The organism is Streptomyces netropsis (assembly GCF_014203545.1).
Lineage (GTDB): Bacteria > Actinomycetota > Actinomycetes > Streptomycetales > Streptomycetaceae > Streptomyces > Streptomyces netropsis.
This window is the reverse complement of the sequence record NZ_JACHJG010000007.1, coordinates 164,230-182,511: the sequence shown is the minus strand read 5'-3', so window position 1 is coordinate 182,511 and position 18,282 is coordinate 164,230. Positions and strand designations below refer to the sequence as shown.

The following is an 18,282-nucleotide window of genomic DNA, read 5'->3' as shown; positions in this document are numbered from 1 at the left end:
CCGGCCGTCCGGCTGTTGCGGCCGTGTGTCGGCCCGCGGTCCGGGGAATGCGCACGCGCCCCGGTGATGTTTGATGGGTTCATGGCCCCACACGCACGCGTCCGCGCCCCCGAACTCATCGGAAAGGGCGGCTGGCTGAACACCGGCGGCACCGCCCTCACCCTGGCTGACCTGCGAGGACGCATCGTCATCCTCGACTTCTGGACGTTCTGCTGTGTGAACTGTCTGCACGTCCTCGACGAGCTGCGGGAGCTGGAGGAGAAGCACCGCGACACCGTTGTGATCATCGGTGTGCACTCGCCGAAGTTCGTCCACGAGGCCGAGCACCAGGCCGTCGTCGACGCCGTCGAGCGGTACGAGGTGCACCACCCCGTCCTGGACGACCCCGAGCTCGCGACCTGGAAGCAGTACGCCGTGCGGGCCTGGCCCACGCTCGTCGTCATCGACCCCGAGGGCTACGTCGTGGCCCAGCACGCGGGCGAGGGCCACGCCCACGCCCTGGAGCAGCTCGTCGGCGAGCTGGAGGCCGAGCACGCGGCCAAGGGCACCCTGCGGCGCGGCGACGGCCCGTACGTCGCCCCCGAGCCGGTCGCGACCGATCTGCGTTTCCCCGGCAAGGCGGTGCTGCTGCCCGGCGGCACCTTCCTCGTCTCGGACTCCACCCGGCACCAGCTCGTCGAGCTGGCCGCGGACGGCGAGAGCGTCGTGCGGCGGGTCGGCTCCGGCGAGCGAGGCTTCGGCCCCGACGGCTTCAGCGAGCCGCAGGGCCTGGCGCTGCTCCCCGACGGCACGGTCGCCGTCGCCGACACGGTCAACCACGCCCTGCGCGCGTACGACCCCGCCACCGGCGCCGTCACCACCCTCGCGGGGACCGGTCGCCAGTGGATGCAGGGCCGCCCCACCTCGGGCCCCGCCCTCGACGTGGACCTGTCCTCCCCCTGGGACGTGGCCTGGTTCGCCGACCGGCTGTGGATCGCCATGGCGGGTGTGCACCAGCTGTGGACGTACGACCCGGCGACCGGCACCGTCGAGGTCGCCGCCGGTACGACGAACGAGGGACTGGTCGACGGGCCCGCGCCCGAGGCGTGGTTCGCACAGCCGTCGGGGCTGGCCGCGACCGAGGACCGGCTGTGGGTCGCGGACTCGGAGACCAGCGCCCTGCGGTACGTCGAGCGGGACGGCGAGGGCTTCGCGGTCCGCACGGCCGTCGGCACGGGGCTCTTCGACTTCGGGCACCGCGACGGGGAGGCCGGACAGGCCCTCTTCCAGCACCCGCTCGGGGTGACCGCCCTGCCCGACGGCTCGGTGGCCGTCTCCGACACGTACAACCACGCCCTGCGCCGCTACGACCCGGCGACCGACGAGGTCACCACGCTCGCGACGGACCTGCGGGAGCCGTCGGACGCGGTCCTCGTCGGCGACGACATCGTGGTCGTGGAGTCCGCCCGGCACCGGCTGACGCGGCTGCGGCTGCCGGAGGAGGCCGTACGGGTCGAGTCCGTCGCGCACCGCACCCAGCGGGCGGCGACCGACGTCGCGCCCGGGCGGCTGCGGCTCGACGTCGTCTTCCAGGCCCCGACGGGCCAGAAGCTCGACACCCGCTACGGGCCGTCGACCCGCCTCCTCGTCAGCTCGACCCCGCCGGAGCTCCTGGCGGAGGGCTCGGGCACCGGTACGGACCTGGGCCGTGACCTGGTGCTGGCGGACGGGGTGACCGAGGGCGTCCTGCACGTCTCCGCGATGGCCGCGTCCTGCGACGACGACCCGGAGAACGAGTACCCCGCCTGCCACATGCACCAGCAGGACTGGGGGGTGCCGGTGCGCGTCGTGCCCGGCGGCGCCGACCGGCTGCCGCTGGTGCTGGCGGGCCTGGATGCGTGAGCGGCCCGGGAGCGGCTTGAGAGCCGGGGTCAGCGCGTGTAGCGGTGCTCCTCCTCGACGACGGGCGCGGCCGGGGGCGGCGGCTGCACCCGTCGTCGCTGGAAGATGCTGATGTAGGCGCAGACGCCGAGGATGCCGACGGCCATCAGGATCAGGCCGAGCAGGGTGACGTTCACGCCGTCCATGTGCCAGTCCACGGCGAAGGTGAGGATGGCCCCCACCGCGATCAGACCGATGCAGCCGCCCATACCCATGGCAATCGCCTCCGATGTCGATTGGCCGTTCCGGTTCGCTGGGGTGCGGGTACCCCGGACCGGCCCGGCCAATCGACGTCAGGCCGCTACCACTTGAGAGCGTCGGCCTGGCTGCTCTGCCAGTACGTCCCCTGGGCCTGGTCGTCGACGTGCACGGAGCCGCCCGGCAGGGGGGCGTCCATCTTGTCGCCCACGGTGCTTCCGTCGCCGGGGCCCTGGAAGGAGACGGCGAGCTTCTTGGCCTTGCGGCCGGTGCCGCCCGAGCCGTCGGCGGCGGAGGTGACGATGCCCGCGTAGGCGGACTTGCCCGGGGCGAGGGTGACGGGCGCCTGGGGGCGGCTCTTGTCGATCACGGGCGTCGTGGCCTGGTCCTGGTCGAAGCGCAGGAACGGGTAGCCGTGCGCGGTGCAGGCCGCCTTCGAGGTGTTGGTGGCCACCACCAGGAGGTGGTTGACGGGCCTGCTGACGGCCTTGACCTCGACCTTGACGGTGCCGGAGGCGCAGACGCCGGGCGCGGCGCTCTTGCCCTTGTCGCTGCTGCCGGCGGCGGAGCCGCTCCGGCCGTCCTTGGCCGCGGCCGCCGCTTCCTCGTCCTTGGCGGGCGACGCCGTGTCGGCCGGGCCGGACGAGCCGGCCTTGTCCGACGCGGAGTCGTCTCCGCCGCCACAGGCGGTGAGGGTGAGGGCGGCCGTGGCGCTGAGCGCGGCGGCCATGAGGAGCGTGCGGGAGCGGCGGGCGGTGGCTCTGGCGGACATGGTGTTTTCCCCCGATGGGACGGTTGACGGGCCGGTACGGCCCGATCTTCCCACCCGTGCGTGCGAACCACCGCTGCGCGGCGGTGTCCTCAAACGCCGGACGGGCTTGATGTCGGTTGAGCTCAGCCAACATCAAGCCCGCCCGCCGCCGCAGGCGGCACAGACCGCCTCAGCCCTCCAGGAAGGCGGTCAGCGCGCTCGCCAGCAGATGCGGGTCGTCCGCGCCGCACAGCTCGCGCGCCGAGTGCATGGAGAGGATCGCGACGCCGATGTCGACCGTGGTGATGCCGTGCCGGGCGGCCGTGATGGGCCCGATGGTGGTGCCGCAGGGCATGGCGTTGTTGGAGACGAAGTGCTGCCAGGGCACGCCCGCCCGCTCGGCCGCGGCGGCGAAGACGGCCCGGCCGCTGCCGTCGGTCGCGTACCGCTGGTTGACGTTGACCTTCAGGATCGGGCCGCCGTTGGGCATCGGGTGGTGGCCCGGGTCGTGGCGCTCGGAGTAGTTGGGGTGCACGGCGTGGCCGGTGTCGGAGGACAGACAGACCGTGCCGGCGAAGGCGCGCGCCTTGTCCTCGAACGAACCGCCGCGGGCGAAGACGGACCGCTCCAGGACGTTGCCGAGCAGGGGGCCTTCGGCGCCGGTGTCGGACTGGCTGCCGTTCTCCTCGTGGTCGAACGCGGCGAGCACGGGGATGTAGGGCAGGCTCGCGGAGGAGCACGCCGCGGTGAGCGCGGCGATGCCGGCGTGCACGGACAGCAGATTGTCCATGCGGGGACCGGCGAGCAGCTCCTGGTCGCGCCCGAGGTAGGCGGGGGCCTCCACGCTGTGGACCATCAGGTCCCAGCCGGTGACGTCCTCGGCCGCGACGCCCGCCTCCTCGGCGACGAAGCGGATGAGGTCGCCCTCGTGCGGGTCGCCGAGGCCCCAGATCGGCGTCATGTGGCGCTGCTTGTCGAGCTTGAGGCCGTCGGAGTTCACCGACCGGTCGAGGTGCACGGCGAGTTGCGGCACGCGCAGCAGCGGCCGGTCCACGTTGACGAGGTGATGGCTGCCGTCCCGCAGGGTGATCCGGCCGGAGAGCCCGAGGTCGCGGTCGAGCCAGGTGTTGAGCAGCGTTCCGCCGTAGAGCTCCACGGCGATCTGCCGCCAGCCGTGCGAGCCGGTGTCCGGGAGCGGCTTGACGCGCAGGTTCGGCGAGTCGGTGTGCGCGCCGATGATCCGGAACGGGGTGGCCGTGGTCGCCCCCTCCGGCACGTACCAGGCGATGATCGCCCCGCCGCGCGTCACGTACTTGCCGCCGTCCCCCATGGCCTTGACGGCCTGGGAGGTGCCCCCACTCGCGTCCCACGCGTCGGTCTCCGCGACCTGACGGAAGCCCGCCTTCTCCAGCCGCTCGGCGGTGTTGGCCACCGCGTGGTACGGCGAGGGGCTCGCCGCGAGGAAGGTCATCAGGTCGTCGGTGTGGCCGCGGTCGAAGCGGTGCGCAGAGCTCATGGCCTCAGGATAAGGATCAGGGCAAGTGATCGGGGGGTGTTGCGCGGTTGATGCGCGAGGATGCGAAAGGCCCGCCTCCCAGGGGGGAAGCGGGCCTCGCACACGTGGGGCAGGTCCCCGGGACGGACCTTAGAACGCGGCCTCGTCCAGCTCCATCAGGGAGTTGTCGACGGACTCGGCGAGCGAGCGCTCGACGGAGACGCCGGGCAGGATGTTGTGGGCGAAGAACTTCGCCGCCGCGACCTTGCCCTCGTAGAAGGCCTTGTCCTTCGAGGAGGCGGAGCCGAGCTTCTCGGCGGCCACCGCGGCGCCCTTGAGCAGCAGGTAGCCGATGACGACGTCACCGGAGGCCAGCAGCAGGCGGGTGGAGTTGAGGCCGACCTTGTAGATGGACTTGACGTCCTTCTCGGTCGCGGCGAGGTCGGTCAGCATCGCGCCGACGATCCCCTCCAGGTCGACCGCGGCCTTGGCGAGCTGGTCGCGGGCGACGGCCAGGTCCTCGCCGCCGGCGGCCTCGGCGAGGAACTTCTTGATCTCCTCGGAGAGGGTGGTCAGCGCCTGGCCCTGGTCGCGGACGATCTTCCGGAAGAAGAAGTCCTGGCCCTGGATGGCCGTGGTGCCCTCGTACAGCGTGTCGATCTTGGCGTCACGGATGTACTGCTCGATCGGGTACTCCTGGAGGTACCCGGAGCCGCCGAACGTCTGGAGCGACTGCGCCAGCTGCTCGTAGGACTTCTCCGAGCCGTAGCCCTTGACGATGGGCAGCAGCAGGTCGTTGAGACCGTGCAGCGCCTTGGCCTCCTTCAGGGAGGCCTCGTCGCCCGCGTGCTCCTTGACGAGGATCTCGTCCTGGACGGCGGCGGTGTAGAGGACGAGGGCGCGCATGCCCTCGACGTACGCCTTCTGCGTCATCAGCGAGCGGCGGACGTCGGGGTGGTGCGTGATGGTGACCTTGGGGGCGGACTTGTCCATGAAGTTGGCCAGGTCCGGACCCTGCACGCGCTCCTTGGCGTACTCCAGCGCGTTGAGGTAGCCGGTGGAGAGGGTGGCGATGGCCTTCGTGCCGACCATCATCCGGGCGAACTCGATGATCATGAACATCTGGCGGATGCCGTCGTGCTTCTCGCCGACGAGCCAGCCCTTGGCGGGGTGCTTGTCGCCGAAGGTCATCTCGCAGGTGTTCGAGGCCTTGAGGCCCATCTTGTGCTCGACGTTGGTGGCGTAGACGCCGTTGCGCGCGCCCAGCTCGCCGGTCTCGAAGTCGAACTCGAACTTCGGCACGAGGAAGAGCGACAGGCCCTTGGTGCCCGGGCCGTGGCCCTCGGGGCGGGCCAGCACGTAGTGGAAGATGTTCTCCGCCATGTCGTGCTCACCGGAGGTGATGAAGCGCTTCACGCCCTCGATGTGCCAGGAGCCGTCCTCCTGCTTGACGGCCTTGGTGCGGCCGGCGCCGACGTCCGAACCGGCGTCCGGCTCGGTCAGCACCATGGTGGAGCCCCAGCCCTTGTCCACCGCGAGCTTGGCGATGCGCTTCTGCTCGTCGGTGCCCTCCTCGTAGAGCACGCCCGCGAACGCGGGGCCGGAGGAGTACATCCAGATCGCCGGGTTGGCGCCCAGGATGGTCTCGGCGAAGCCCCAGAGCAGGGAGCGCGGCGCGGTGGTGCCGCCGATGCCCTCCGGGATGCCGAGGCGCCACCACTCGGCGTCCATGTAGGCCTGGTAGCTCTTCTTGAAACTGGCCGGTACCGGAGCGGTGTTGGTCTCCGGGTCGAAGACCGGCGGGTTGCGGTCGGCGTCCACGAAGGAGTCGGCCAGCTCGTTCTCCGAGAGGCGCGCGATCTCCGACAGGACGCTCTTGGCGGTCTCGACGTCCATCTCCGCGAACGGGCCGGTGCCGTACAGCTTGTCGCGGCCGAGAACCTCGAAGAGGTTGAACTCGATGTCGCGGAGATTCGACTTGTAGTGGCCCATGACAACGGCTCCGTAAGGCTGGGAGGTGGATCCTCGAATACGTACCGGGCAGTAATTTCCATGATGCTACCGGTCGGTAATAAGACGCAACCCCTGATCGCCCAACTGTGACTGAGTACGCTTCGGTCCATGTACGGCTACGACCAGAACGTGGGAACACAGGGCTACGCCCCGCCGCAGCAGTCCGGCGGCTACGGCGAGCAGCCGCTCTACCCCGAGCCGTCCCCGCCGTCGCTTGCCGACGCGGTGCGGGCCTTCACCACGGGCTCGATGTCCGCCGAGGACTTCCAGATCATCTTCTCGACCTCGAAGGTCTACTGCCCGCGCGGTGACACGCCGGGCTTCCTCGCCCTGCACAACACCCAGCAGCCGGTGATCCCGATGTTCACCTCGCTCAAGGAGCTGCGGCGGTACGCGGGCAAGGAGTCCAAGTACTTCGTGATCACAGGCGCCGAGGTCATCGATCTGCTGCCCACCGGCTACGGCTTCGTGCTGGACATGGAGGGTGACCACCGGATGGTCTTCGACGCGAAGGCCGTCGAGCAGATGGTCGACTTCGCGATGCGCCGGATGTACGGGTGACCCACCGGGCCGTTGCGTGTGCACCTCCGCTGCGCGGCGGTGTCCTCGATCCACAGGGCAGCAGCCGGTACGGCGGCTAACCCGTCGCCCGGCGGTAGAGCTTCTCCACGGCGTCGCCGAAGTACGAGCTGTACGACGTCTCGTCGTCGCCGCCGCCCTGGAAACCGCCCAGGACGCCGTTGACCGTGCCGAGGCCCGTGGCGGGGTCGACGTCGGTGAGGATGGGGCCGCCGCTGGTGCCGTTGGGCAGGCCGTGGCAATCGAAGCGCAGCTGGGTGGGGCCGTGGGTGCCGGTGATGTTCTGGCAGCCGAGGGGGCGCTCCTCGCCGATGGGGTAGCCGATCACCCGGGCCGGGCGGTTCGGCTCGGGGCGGAAGCGGATGCGCTCGGCGCCGGTGACCCGCTCGATGGGGGTGTCGTCACCCACCCGGCGGACCCGCAGGAACGCCACGTCGTGGTCCTGGTCGCCGCTGTCCGCCCACTCGGGGGTGATGTCGACGGACGTGGGCACCCAGACGCCGTAGGGCGCCTGTCCGTCGTGGTAGCCGGGGACGAAGGCGATGTCGGTGCGGAACTCGCGCTGGTACACGCAGTGGGCGGCGGTGGCGATCAGATCGCCCCTGGGGCTGTGGACGACGCTGGCGCTGCAGCTGTGGTCCGGTTCGCCCTCGCCCGTGTAGAACAGCGGGCCCACGGCCGGCGAGGGGTCGCTCTCGCGGGCCTCCAGCGGCTTCGAGGCGGGCAGCGGGTCGCTGCCCGAGCCGACGGCCGCCGGCGCGGACGCGGGGGGCTTCCGCGGGGTGCGGACCACCGACCGCATCGCCTCGGCGCTCTCGTCGCCCAGAGCCTTCGGCTCGTCGTAGTGACCGTCGGCGTCGCCCTTGGCCAGGGGTGCGTCCGAGGCCTGGCCGCGGCTCGCCATCAGCAGGCCGATCACGGTCAGGGCCAGGACGGCGGCGATCAGGGCGGCTATCCCGGCGGGACCGGAGGCGTAGCCGCGGTCGGTGGCTTTCAGGCGCATTCACCCAGTGTCCACGTTCGAATCATGTTCGCGCCGGAGGCGCGCGCCCGGCGCATGGCCCGGAGTGCGGCCGTCGGGTGCCCCGGGAATAGGGGCACCCTTGCAGGTTGTTCACTCTTCAACTAACTTGAAGGCGTCGCAACCGAGGAGGCTGTCATGCCCGCAGTAACCGTTGAGAACCCGCTGACCCTGCCCCGCGTGGCCGCCCCGGCCGACGGCCGGCAGCGGCCGGTGCTGCACGTCGCGACCGCGCCGAGCGGTTTCGAGGGCGAGGGATTCCCCGTCCGCAGGGCCTTCGCGGGGATCCATTACAAGTACCTCGACCCGTTCATCATGATGGACCAGATGGGTGAGGTGGACTACGGACCGGGCGAGCCGAAGGGCACGCCCTGGCACCCCCACCGCGGGTTCGAGACGGTCACCTATCTGATCGACGGCACCTTCGTGCACCAGGACTCGCACGGTGGCGGCGGCACGATCAACGACGGTGACACCCAGTGGATGACCGCCGGGTCCGGCCTGCTGCACATCGAGGCCCCGCCGGAGTCCCTCGTCGTCAGCGGCGGGCTCTTCCACGGCCTCCAGCTGTGGGTGAACCTGCCGAAGGCCGACAAGATGATGGCCCCCCGCTACCAGGACATCGGCGGCGGCAAGGTCAAGCTGCTCACCTCGGCCGACGGCGGCGCGCTGCTGCGGCTGATCGCGGGCACCATCGACGGCCACGAGGGCCCGGGCATCACCCACACGCCGATCACGATGACGCACATCTCCCTCAACCCGGGCGCGGAGCTCACCCTGCCCTGGCGGCCGGACTTCAACGCCCTCGCGTACGCGCTCTCCGGGAGCGGTACGGCGGGCGCCGAGCGACGGCCGTTCCACATGGGGCAGTCCGTGGTCTTCGGCAACGGCGACTCGATCACGGTCCGGGCGGACGACAAGCAGGACACCCGCGGTCCGAACTTCGAGTTCGTCCTGCTCGGCGGGCAGCCGATCCGGGAGCCGATGATGCACTACGGCCCGTTCGTCATGAACACCCACGCCGAGCTGGCCCAGGCCTTCGACGACTACCAGGCCGGCCGCCTCGGCACGGTGCCGGCTGACGCCGTGTAGTTCGTGTGGGCCGTCGTTGCCGCCTGCGGCGGCGAGCGCCCTGCGGGCGCGTCCTCAAGCGCCGGACGGGCTGAAATCAGCTCGTCCGGCGCTTGAGGACACAGCACAGCAGCCCGTCCGGCGCTTGAGGACAGAGCACAGCAGCCCGTCCGGCGCTTGAGGACACCGCCGCGCAGCGGAGGTGCGCACACCCCTCACCCACCCGGACCCGGTCACCGAGCTCTCAGCGCATCACCATGATGCGCTGAGCCCGTGCCGACCGAATCGGAGCTGAAGCCGCTGCTGCCCCGGGCCGTGCGCAAGATCGCGGCCTGGTGCCTGGTCCTGCTGCTGGTCGCCGGGGTCGCCGCCGTCGGTGTGTGGCTGTGCGTACAGCTGAAGGCGGCGGTCACGCCCGTCCTGCTCGCGCTGCTCGGCACGGCGCTGCTCCGGCCCGTGCACCGGCGGCTGCTCGCGATGGGCGTGCAGCGTTCGCTCTCGGCGGCGCTGACCTGCCTGCTGTTGCTCGCGGTCGTCGGCGGCACCGGCTACGTCGTGGCCAGCGCGCTGATCGACACCGGGGACCAGATCATCGCCTCGGTCAAGGAAGCCGCCCGGAAGCTCGCGGACCACTTCGGCGCCGCCGGGACCTCGCTCGACGACCTGGCGTCCAACGGCAAGGACCTGCTGGGCAAGTTCGGCAGCACGGCCGCCTCCGGCGTGCTGTCCGGGCTCAGCGTCGTCGGGGAGATGATCGCCCTCGCCGTGCTGGCCCTCTTCCTGACCTTCTTCTTCCTGCGCGACTCCGACCGGGCCGCGGCCACGGTGCACTCCCTCGCCCCGGGGAACTCCGGCCCCCGCCTGGAGGCGATGGGACGGCGCGGGTACCGGGCGGTCGAGGGGTTCATGCGGGGCACCACGTTCATCGCGCTGATCGACGCGGTGTGCATCATGGCCGGGCTGCTGATCCTGCGGGTGCCGGGCGCGGCGGGCCTCGGCGCGCTGGTCTTCGTCACCGCGTACATCCCCTACCTCGGCGCGTTCCTGTCCGGCGCGGTCGCGGTCCTGGTGGCGCTGGCCGACCGGGGACTGGGCACGGCCGCGTCGGTGCTGGGGGTGGTGCTGGCCGTGCAGGTGCTGGAGGGGCACGTGCTCCAGCCGATGATCCAGAGCCGTACGGTGCAGATGCATCCGGCCATGGTCATGCTGACGATCACGGCGGGCGCGAGCGTCGCGGGGATCCTCGGCATGCTGCTCGCGGTGCCGCTGACAGCGGCGGTCTTCGGGGTCGTCTCGGAGCTGCGCTCGCATTACGCGGTCCCGCCGTCCGGCGCGCGCGGGTCCACGACGGGCGCGTAGGCGCCGGGGTCGCAAGGAGCGCGCGCGACCGGACGCCGGCCACCGCCGCCAGGCCGTCAGTACGTCGAGGCCGGCGCCCGGCGCTACGTCACCTCCGCCAGCCCCTCCGGGGTCAGCAGCGTCCCGTGCGTCCCGGAGGCCCCGGACGCCTCGACCAGCTCGAACCAGATGTTCTTGCCCTCGCCCCGGGGGTCGACGCCCCACGCGCTGGCCAGCAGTTCCATCAGCACCAGGCCGCGCCCGGAGGACGCCATCTCGCCCGGGTGGCGGCGGTGCGGCAGCTCGTCGCTGCCGTCCTCGACCTCGACGCGCAGGCGGCGCTCGCCCTGCTCGCCCGTTATCTCGGCGACCAGCAGCGCGTCCCCGTCCGTGTGGACGAGGACGTTGGTGACCATCTCGGAGACCATCAGCACGGCCGAGTCGATCTGGTCCCCGTCGCGCCAGTCGTGCATGAGCTCGCCGAGCTGGTGCCGGCACTCCGCGATGCGTTCCGGTTCGGCCTGGGCGATGGTCAGGACCATGCGGCGGGCCGGGTGCGGGAGCGTGGTGAGGCCGCCGACCTCGGCGGGGACGAGGGCTTCCCGGGACAGCAGGAGCACGGCGATGTCGTCCTCGCGCCGGTCGACCAGCGGGCCGGTGGTGTAGTGGGAGGGCGGGCCGTGGACGGCCTGGACGAGGGCGTCGGCGAGCTGTTCCAGATCGCCGTCCTCGCCGTCCAGCGGGTAGCCCTCGATGACCTCGCGCAGCCTGCTCCAGCCGGTCTCCAGGTCGTGGCCGCCGGTCTCGATGAGCCCGTCCGTGCAGACCATCATCGTCTCGCCCGGTTCGAGGACGAGCCGGGTGGTGGGGTAGTCCGTGTCGGGGACGATGCCGAGCGGCAGGCCGCCCCCCGTGGGCCGGACGAGCACCGTGCCGTCGCTGAGCCGGATCGCGGGCTCGGGGTGCCCGGCGCGGGCGATGTCGAGGAGCCCGGTGGCGGGGTCGACCTCGATGTAGAGGCAGGTGGCGAAGCGCGGGTCGGTGTCCTCGGACTCGGTGTCGTTGACGCCCGAGAGGAAGCGCGAGGCCCGGGAGAGGACCGCGTCCGGATGGTGGCCCTCGGAGGCGTACGCGCGCAGCGCGATCCGCAGCTGCCCCATCAGCCCGGCGGCCCGCACGTCGTGCCCCTGGACGTCCCCGATGACCAGGGCGATCCGCCCCGAGGGCAGCGGGATCATGTCGTACCAGTCGCCGCCGACCTCCAGCCCGCCGCCGGTCGGTACGTACCGGGCGGCCACCTTCATGCCGGGGATGTCCGGCTGGACCGTCGGCATCATCGAGCGCTGGAGGCCGACGGTCAGTTCGCGCTCCGACTCGTGGAGGCTGGCCCGGCCGAGGGCCTGGGCGAGCATCCGGGCGACGGTCGTGAGCACGGACCGCTCGTCGGGGGTGAAGCTGACCGGGATGGAGAACCCGGCCATCCAGGCGCCGATCGAGTGACCCGCGTTGATCAGCGGCAGGAAGGCCCAGGACTGGCGGGCGAAGTGCGCGACCTGCTTCCAGGCGTCGGGGAAGCGGCGCTGGTAGTCGTCGGGGTTGGGCAGATAGATCGCGCGGCCGGTGCGGATGACCTCGGCGGCCGGGTAGGCCGCGTCCATCGGCAGGTCCAGGAAGGGCTCGGCCTCGCCCGGCCCGTAGCCCTGGTGGCCGATGACCTTCACCCGGTTGCCCTCGGCGCTGAAGACCGCCAGCCCCGACGGTACGAAGCCGGGCATCGACAGGCCCGCCGCCACCCGCAGCACCTCGGCCGTCGACCGGGCCTCGGCGAGGGCCCGGCCCGCGTCCAGCAGGAAGGCCTCGCGGTTGCGCCGCCAGTCGCCGGTCACCTGGGCCCGGACGGCGGACGTGCCCGGCTGCGCCTCGGGGACCTCCTGAACGGTCCCGACCAGCATGTAGTCCTTCTTGCCCGCCACCGGCCGGGAGCGGGCGCGCACCGTCCGCAGCACCCGCCCCGCGTCGTCGACCACGCGCAGCCGGGCCTCGGCGAGGGTGGCCTCGGCCACGGCCAGATTGATGATGCCCATGATCTCGACCCAGTCCACGGCGTGGAACCGGGCGCGGGCGGCCGACTCGGTCAGCTCGACGCGCTCCGCCGGCAGGCCCAGGAGACGGGCGGCCTCGGCGTCGAAGGTGGCGATGCGCGAGGCGTTGTCCCAGTGCCACAGGCCGGTCGCCACGGCTGCCAGTACGTCCTCGGTGCGCATTGCCCCACTTTAAGCGGGCCTGCGGGCTTTATGCAGGTCTGAGAATGGGCGACGACCGATGGCAGGTGGGGCAGTACCCTTGCACACGTGCTGTGTGCACGCTAACCCAGTGCAACGCCAGCTTCGATCAACCCCCTCGACCAACGACTTGGATGAACGATGCATCGGTACCGGTCCCACACCTGCGGCGAGCTCCGTGCGGCTGACGTCGACACCGACGTGCGACTGAGCGGCTGGCTGCACAATCGGCGCGACCTGGGCGGCATCCTCTTCATCGATCTGCGCGACCACCACGGTCTGGTGCAGCTCGTCGCTCGCCCGGGCACCGCGGCGAACGAGGCCCTGAGCCACCTCACCAAGGAGACCGTCGTCCGCATCGACGGCAAGGTCGTCGGCCGTGGCGCGGACAACGTCAACCCCGAGCTGCCCACCGGCGAGATCGAGGTCGAGGTCGCCGCGGTCGAGGTGCTGGGCACCGCCGAGCCGCTGCCCTTCACGATCAACACCGACGACGGGGTGAACGAGGAGCGGCGCCTGGAGTACCGCTTCCTGGACCTCCGCCGCGAGCGCATGCACCGCAACATCATGCTGCGCTCCGCCGTCATCGCCTCGATGCGCCAGAAGATGACCGCCCTCGGCTTCAACGAGATGGCGACCCCGATCCTGTCCGCCACCTCCCCCGAGGGCGCGCGCGACTTCCTGGTCCCGTCCCGTCTGCACGCCGGCAAGTTCTACGCCCTGCCGCAGGCCCCCCAGCAGTTCAAGCAGCTGCTGATGATCGCGGGCTTCGACCGCTACTTCCAGATCGCGCCCTGCTTCCGCGACGAGGACGCCCGCGCGGACCGCTCGCCGGGCGAGTTCTACCAGCTCGACGTCGAGATGTCCTTCGTCGAGCAGGAGGACGTCTTCCAGGTCATCGAGAAGGTCATGACCGACCTCTTCGAGGAGTTCGGCAACGGCCGCCACGTCACCTCCCCCTTCCCGCGGATCCCGTTCCGCGAGGCGATGCTGAAGTACGGCTCCGACAAGCCGGACCTGCGCGCCAAGCTGGAGCTGGTCGACGTCTCCGGCGTCTTCGCCGAGAGCGGCTTCAAGGCCTTCGCCGGCAAGCACGTCCGCGCGCTGGCCGTGCCGGACACCGCGGGCCAGTCCCGCAAGTTCTTCGACGGCCTCGGCGAGTACGCCGTCGAGCAGGGCGCCAAGGGCCTGGCCTGGGTCCGAGTCGGTGGGGACGCCGGAAAGCTGGAGCTGTCCGGCCCGATCGCCAAGTTCCTCACCGAGGACGACACCAAGGCCCTCACCGAGGCCCTGGACCTGGCCCCCGGCCACGCCGTCTTCTTCGGCGCGGGCGAGTTCGACGAGGTCTCCAAGATCATGGGCGCGGTCCGCGTCGAGGCCGCCAAGCGCGCCGGCCACTTCGAGGAGAACGTCTTCCGCTTCTGCTGGATCGTCGACTTCCCGATGTTCGAGAAGAACGAGGACACCGGCGCGATCGAGTTCTCGCACAACCCGTTCTCCATGCCGCAGGGCGGCCTGGAGGCGCTGAACACGATGGACCCGCTGGACATCCTGGCCTGGCAGTACGACATCGTCTGCAACGGCACCGAGCTGTCCTCCGGCGCCATCCGCAACCACGAGCCCGAGGTCATGTACAAGGCCTTCGAGATCGCCGGTTACTCGGGCGAGGACGTCGAGCGCGAGTTCGGCGGCATGCTGCGCGCGTTCAAGTTCGGCGCCCCGCCGCACGGCGGCATCGCCCCGGGCGTCGACCGCATCGTGATGCTGCTGGCCGACGAGCCGAACATCCGCGAGACCATCGCCTTCCCGCTCAACGGCAACGCCCAGGACCTGCTCATGGGCGCCCCGAGCGAGGTGGACGAGTCCCGTATGAAGGAGCTCCACCTGTCGCTGCGCAAGCCGCAGGTGAAGGACGCGAAGTAGTCGCCCTGCCCGGGTAGCACCCGGGTAGGCACACACGAGGGGCCCGGAACCGCCGATGTGGTTCCGGGCCCCTCGTCTGTGCCCGGAGGGCCGGGTGGAGGCCGGTCCTCCGGACGCGCTCGGGAATTACCAGCCGGTGCTGCCGTCGACGCGTTCGCGCAACAGATCGGCGTGCCCGTTGTGGCGCGCGTACTCCTCGATCATGTGCACGAAGATCCAGCGCAGCGACACCGGGGCCCCGGCCGGCTCGCCGGGGGCGAAGGACCAGGGGAAGGTGCCCGTGGCGTCCAGGGAGAGCGGCGCGCAGTTGGCCCTGGCCCGCTCGATCTCGGCCTGCCATTCGGCGAGCGCTCCCTCCAGCGTGGCGCCCTCGGCGACCTCGAAGCCGACGTCACGCCCGTCGACGAGGTCCAGGGGTCCCAGGGGGGTGGCGTCGGTGCCGTGGACCGCTGCCACCCGCTCCCCGGTGAGTATGCGGCGGAACCACGTCCGCTCCACCTCGGCCATGTGCTGGACGAGGCCGGTCAAGGTCAGTTCGGAGGGCCGGGCCGAGGCCTCGCGGGCCTGCTCGTCGGACAGCCCGGCGCACTTGTGGGCGAGGGTCGCTCGGTGGAAGTCGAGCCAACTCTCCAGCGTGGTGCGTTCGTCGACGTTCAGTGGCGGGAAGGTCCTGGTGGAGATCGACATGCCGACCAGACTCACACAAGAGCCGTGAGCACCGGGAGGCGCGGACAGCATCCTGCCGCGTTGTGCACGGCGCGCGAGAGCCGACCCGTCGTCAGCCGCTCGCCCCACAGCACGGACGACACCCCGTACTCCGCGATCGCCATCAGCTCGGTCTCGCCCAGCTCCTCGGCGACCACCACGACCGGCGTCCGCCCGTCCCGGGTCAGCCGGCGCAGCTCGTCCCCCGCGCTCTCGTCGTTCCGGCCCAGGAACAGGACGTCGACCGCGCCGCCCTCGCGGACCACGTCGACCCCGGGCAGCGGCCGGAGCCGTCGGGCGATGCGGGCCCGGGTCAGCTCGTCGCCGGCATGGACACTCACGGTGATGCGTTTCTCGTACAACAATGTTCTTCCTCGTCTCCCCCGCGAAGCCAACTCCTTCAGCTTCCCGGGGCGCGCTGAACAAACGATTGCCGATCGATCAACGCGGGTGCGTCCGCGGATATACGAGGGGCCCGGGACCGTGCGGAAGCACGGTCCCGGGCCCCTCGAACCGCCTCAGGCGGCGCTGTCGTCCCCGCCGCCGAAGCGCTCACGGTAGGACTCCAGGTCCTCCTCCGTGATCTTCGCGAACAGCACCGGCGGCACGGTGAACGGCGTACCCGCCGGAACGAACGACAGGGACGCCGCCTCGTCGCGCGTGACCCATGTCGCCGTGTCCTCGGTCAGCGCGAACGCGCCCCGCATGGCGGCGGCCGAGGCCGGGATGAACGGCTCGGAGACGATCGAGTACAGGTGGATCAGGTTCATCGCCGTGCGCAGCGTCAGCGCGGCGGCCTCCGGGTCGGTCTTGATCTCCAGCCAGGGGGCCTTGGTCTCCAGGTAGGAGTTGCCCGCGCTCCACAGGGCACGCAGCGCCTGCGCGGCCTTGCGGAACTGCAGGGCCTCCATCTGCGCCTCGTACTCCGCCAGCAGCCCGGCGATCTGCTCGCCCAGCTCGGCCTCGGCCGCACCCGCCTCGTTGCCCGCGGGGACGTCGTCGCCGAAGCGCTTGCGGGAGAAGGACAGGACGCGGTTGACGAAGTTGCCGAGGGTGTCGGCGAGGTCCTTGTTCACCGACGCGGAGAACAGCTCCCAGGTGAAGGACGTGTCGTCCGACTCGGGGGCGTTCGCCATGAGGAAGTAGCGCCAGTAGTCGGCGGGCAGGATCTCCAGCGCCGCGTCGGTGAAGATGCCGCGCTTCTGCGAGGTGGAGAACTTGCCGCCGTAGTAGTTCAGCCAGTTGAAGGCCTTGACGTAGTCGACCTTCTTCCACGGCTCGCGGGTGCCGAGCTGGGTGGCCGGGAACATCACCGTGTGGAACGGGACGTTGTCCTTGGCCATGAACTCCGTGTAGACGACGTCGTCGGCCTCGTACCACCACGACTTCCAGTCGCGGTTCTCCGGGTCCTGGTCGCCCCACTCCTTCGTCGCGCCGATGTACTCGACGGGTGCGTCGAACCAGACGTAGAAGACCTTGCCCTCGGCCGCCAGCTCCGGCCACGTGTCGGCCGGGACCGGCACGCCCCAGTCCAGGTCACGCGTGATCGCCCGGTCGTTCAGGCCCTCGGTCAGCCACTTGCGGGCGATGGAGGAGGCCAGCACCGGCCAGTCCTTGCCCTGCTCGTCGATCCACGCCTCGACCTCTCCGGCCAGCTTCGACTGCAGCAGGAAGAGGTGCTTGGTCTCCCGCACCTCCAACTCGCTGCTGCCGCTGATCGCCGACCGCGCGTCGATCAGGTCGGTCGGGTCCAGCACCCGGGTGCAGTTCTCGCACTGGTCGCCGCGCGCCTTGTCGTAACCGCAGTGCGGGCACGTACCCACGATGTAGCGGTCCGGCAGGAAGCGGTCGTCGGCGATCGAGAACACCTGGCGGATCGCCCGCTCCTCGATGAACCCGTTCGCCTGGAGACGGCGCGCGAAGTGCTGCGTGATCTCGATGTTCTCCGGCGAGGAGCTACGGCCGAAGTAGTCGAAGTCGAGGCCGAAGCCGTCGTAGATCGCCTTCTGCGCGTCGTGCTGCGCGGCGCAGAAGTCGGCGACCGGCAGCCCGGCCTCCTTCGCGGCCAGCTCGGCGGGGGTGCCGTGCTCGTCGGTGGCGCAGATGTAGAGGGTCTCGCGGCCCGTCTGGCGGAGGTACCTGGCGTACACGTCGGCCGGGAGCATGGACCCCACCATGTTGCCCAGGTGCTTGATCCCGTTGATGTACGGAAGGGCGCTGGTGATGAGGTGTCGAGCCATTGCCGGCTGCTCCCTGGTCGATGCGGCTGATGCTGTTTTTACGGGCACCTTTAGCGTATCCGAGTGCCAGGGGGCAGCCGCGCGGCATTTATGTCGGCTCTGTGTCGGGAGTTCTTCCTGTGTACGCCGGGTGCTCAGGCCCCGGAGGGCCGGGCCATCCAGGCCCGCCAGGGCCTGACGATCGTCTCCCGGTACGTGTGGTGCGACGGGTTCCGCCCCGCGTGCCGGAACGTCCACCCCTGTGCCTCGCCGACGTCCTCCCCGGGCTCCGAGCTCTCCTCGCACACCGCGCACTGCATGGCGTACGTGACGGGCTCCGCGTCCGGCTCCATGTCCGGTTGCAGGGTCCAGTCCCCGAACGTGAAGACGCTGCGCGTGCTCAAAGCCCCCACCTGCTTTCCGTCTTGTGTTCCGTCGCCCGTGCGGAGGCCCGGGCCCGCCGCACCTCCGCCTCGGAGGCGGGCCGAGTGCATCCGGGCGGGCAGTCCCACTCGAGCCCGCCTTGGGGAGGTCGTAGCTGTAAGTGGCCGGCGTGCCGGTCCATGACTTGGCCGAGACGGTCGGTACGGGTGTCCACGACGTAGGTGACGGGAGTGGGAGCGGTGACGGGCGGGGGGTTCTCATTGCTCACGCCCTTATAGATGCCCACTGAGCCGTGGCCTGATCAGTGACGAAGGGGGTACGGAGCGTGGTCCACGGGTGACCGCCCGTCACCCGCCCCGCATGGAGACATCCGCGAAACATTC

The 18,282-nt window shown here is 70.8% G+C and carries 15 protein-coding genes; 5 read left to right on the top strand and 10 right to left on the bottom strand.

Going from position 1 to position 18,282, the window contains the following annotated elements; genetic code table 11:
• Positions 1-81 precede the first annotated feature (81 nt).
• A complete protein-coding gene (locus FHS38_RS18315) occupies positions 82-1,881 on the top strand; it encodes an NHL domain-containing thioredoxin family protein (RefSeq protein WP_184734662.1) in 1,800 nt (599 codons plus the stop codon).
• Positions 1,882-1,910: 29 nt separating this feature from the next.
• Here the strand turns inward: FHS38_RS18315 and FHS38_RS18310 are convergent, their stop codons facing one another.
• The 4 genes from FHS38_RS18310 to FHS38_RS18295 all read right to left on the bottom strand — a co-directional run bounded on the left by FHS38_RS18310 (position 1,911) and on the right by FHS38_RS18295 (position 6,356).
• The gene (locus tag FHS38_RS18310) at positions 1,911-2,135 is read right to left on the bottom strand and encodes a DUF6458 family protein (protein ID WP_184734660.1); all 225 of its coding nucleotides are present in this window, start codon (positions 2,133-2,135) and stop codon (positions 1,911-1,913) included.
• A gap of 86 nt (positions 2,136-2,221) precedes the next feature.
• Entirely contained in the window at positions 2,222-2,890 is a 669-nt protein-coding gene (locus FHS38_RS18305) for a DUF4232 domain-containing protein (RefSeq protein ID WP_184734658.1), read from the bottom strand.
• 169 nt (positions 2,891-3,059) lie between these two features.
• Positions 3,060-4,385 carry a M18 family aminopeptidase gene (locus tag FHS38_RS18300; protein WP_184734656.1) on the bottom strand — a complete coding sequence of 442 codons (1,326 nt, stop codon included), beginning with the start codon at positions 4,383-4,385 and terminating at the stop codon, positions 3,060-3,062.
• Between the two features lie 129 nt (positions 4,386-4,514).
• Complete coding sequence (locus FHS38_RS18295; protein WP_184734654.1) at positions 4,515-6,356, bottom strand: acyl-CoA dehydrogenase; 1,842 nt, start codon at positions 6,354-6,356, stop codon at positions 4,515-4,517.
• Positions 6,357-6,485: 129 nt separating this feature from the next.
• On the opposite strand from FHS38_RS18295, the gene FHS38_RS18290 reads away from it, so the two are divergent.
• On the top strand, positions 6,486-6,938 hold the full coding sequence (locus tag FHS38_RS18290; protein ID WP_130878671.1) for an SseB family protein: 453 nt from the start codon (positions 6,486-6,488) through the stop codon (positions 6,936-6,938).
• A 76-nt stretch (positions 6,939-7,014) separates the two neighbouring features.
• Here FHS38_RS18290 and FHS38_RS18285 read toward each other — a convergent pair whose 3' ends face one another.
• Positions 7,015-7,959 (bottom strand): trypsin-like serine peptidase, encoded by a 945-nt coding sequence (locus tag FHS38_RS18285; protein ID WP_184734652.1) that lies wholly within the window; start codon positions 7,957-7,959, stop codon positions 7,015-7,017.
• Between the two features lie 156 nt (positions 7,960-8,115).
• On the opposite strand from FHS38_RS18285, the gene FHS38_RS18280 reads away from it, so the two are divergent.
• A complete protein-coding gene (locus FHS38_RS18280; protein WP_184734650.1) occupies positions 8,116-9,069 on the top strand; it encodes a pirin family protein in 954 nt (317 codons plus the stop codon).
• 252 nt (positions 9,070-9,321) lie between these two features.
• Entirely contained in the window at positions 9,322-10,407 is a 1,086-nt protein-coding gene (locus FHS38_RS18275) for an AI-2E family transporter (RefSeq protein ID WP_184734648.1), read from the top strand.
• A gap of 83 nt (positions 10,408-10,490) precedes the next feature.
• On the opposite strand, the gene FHS38_RS18270 is transcribed toward FHS38_RS18275, so the two are convergent.
• A complete protein-coding gene (locus FHS38_RS18270; protein WP_184734646.1) occupies positions 10,491-12,650 on the bottom strand; it encodes an ATP-binding SpoIIE family protein phosphatase in 2,160 nt (719 codons plus the stop codon).
• A 159-nt stretch (positions 12,651-12,809) separates the two neighbouring features.
• Between FHS38_RS18270 and aspS the strand changes: the two genes are divergently transcribed.
• Positions 12,810-14,591 (top strand): aspartate--tRNA ligase, encoded by a 1,782-nt coding sequence (aspS, locus tag FHS38_RS18265; RefSeq protein ID WP_184734644.1) that lies wholly within the window; start codon positions 12,810-12,812, stop codon positions 14,589-14,591.
• 126 nt (positions 14,592-14,717) lie between these two features.
• Here the strand turns inward: aspS and FHS38_RS18260 are convergent, their stop codons facing one another.
• From FHS38_RS18260 to FHS38_RS18245, 4 genes are all read right to left on the bottom strand, one after another.
• Entirely contained in the window at positions 14,718-15,278 is a 561-nt protein-coding gene (locus FHS38_RS18260) for a DinB family protein (RefSeq protein WP_184734642.1), read from the bottom strand.
• Positions 15,279-15,289: 11 nt separating this feature from the next.
• A complete protein-coding gene (locus FHS38_RS18255) occupies positions 15,290-15,637 on the bottom strand; it encodes a DNA-binding response regulator (protein WP_229822672.1) in 348 nt (115 codons plus the stop codon).
• 177 nt (positions 15,638-15,814) lie between these two features.
• Positions 15,815-17,536, bottom strand: coding sequence for a methionine--tRNA ligase (metG, locus tag FHS38_RS18250; RefSeq protein WP_184734638.1), 1,722 nt, complete (start codon positions 17,534-17,536; stop codon positions 15,815-15,817).
• Between the two features lie 134 nt (positions 17,537-17,670).
• Positions 17,671-17,928: a DUF7848 domain-containing protein gene (locus tag FHS38_RS18245; RefSeq protein WP_184734636.1), complete on the bottom strand. Its 258-nt coding sequence runs from the start codon at positions 17,926-17,928 to the stop codon at positions 17,671-17,673.
• Between the last annotated feature and the right edge of the window lie 354 nt (positions 17,929-18,282).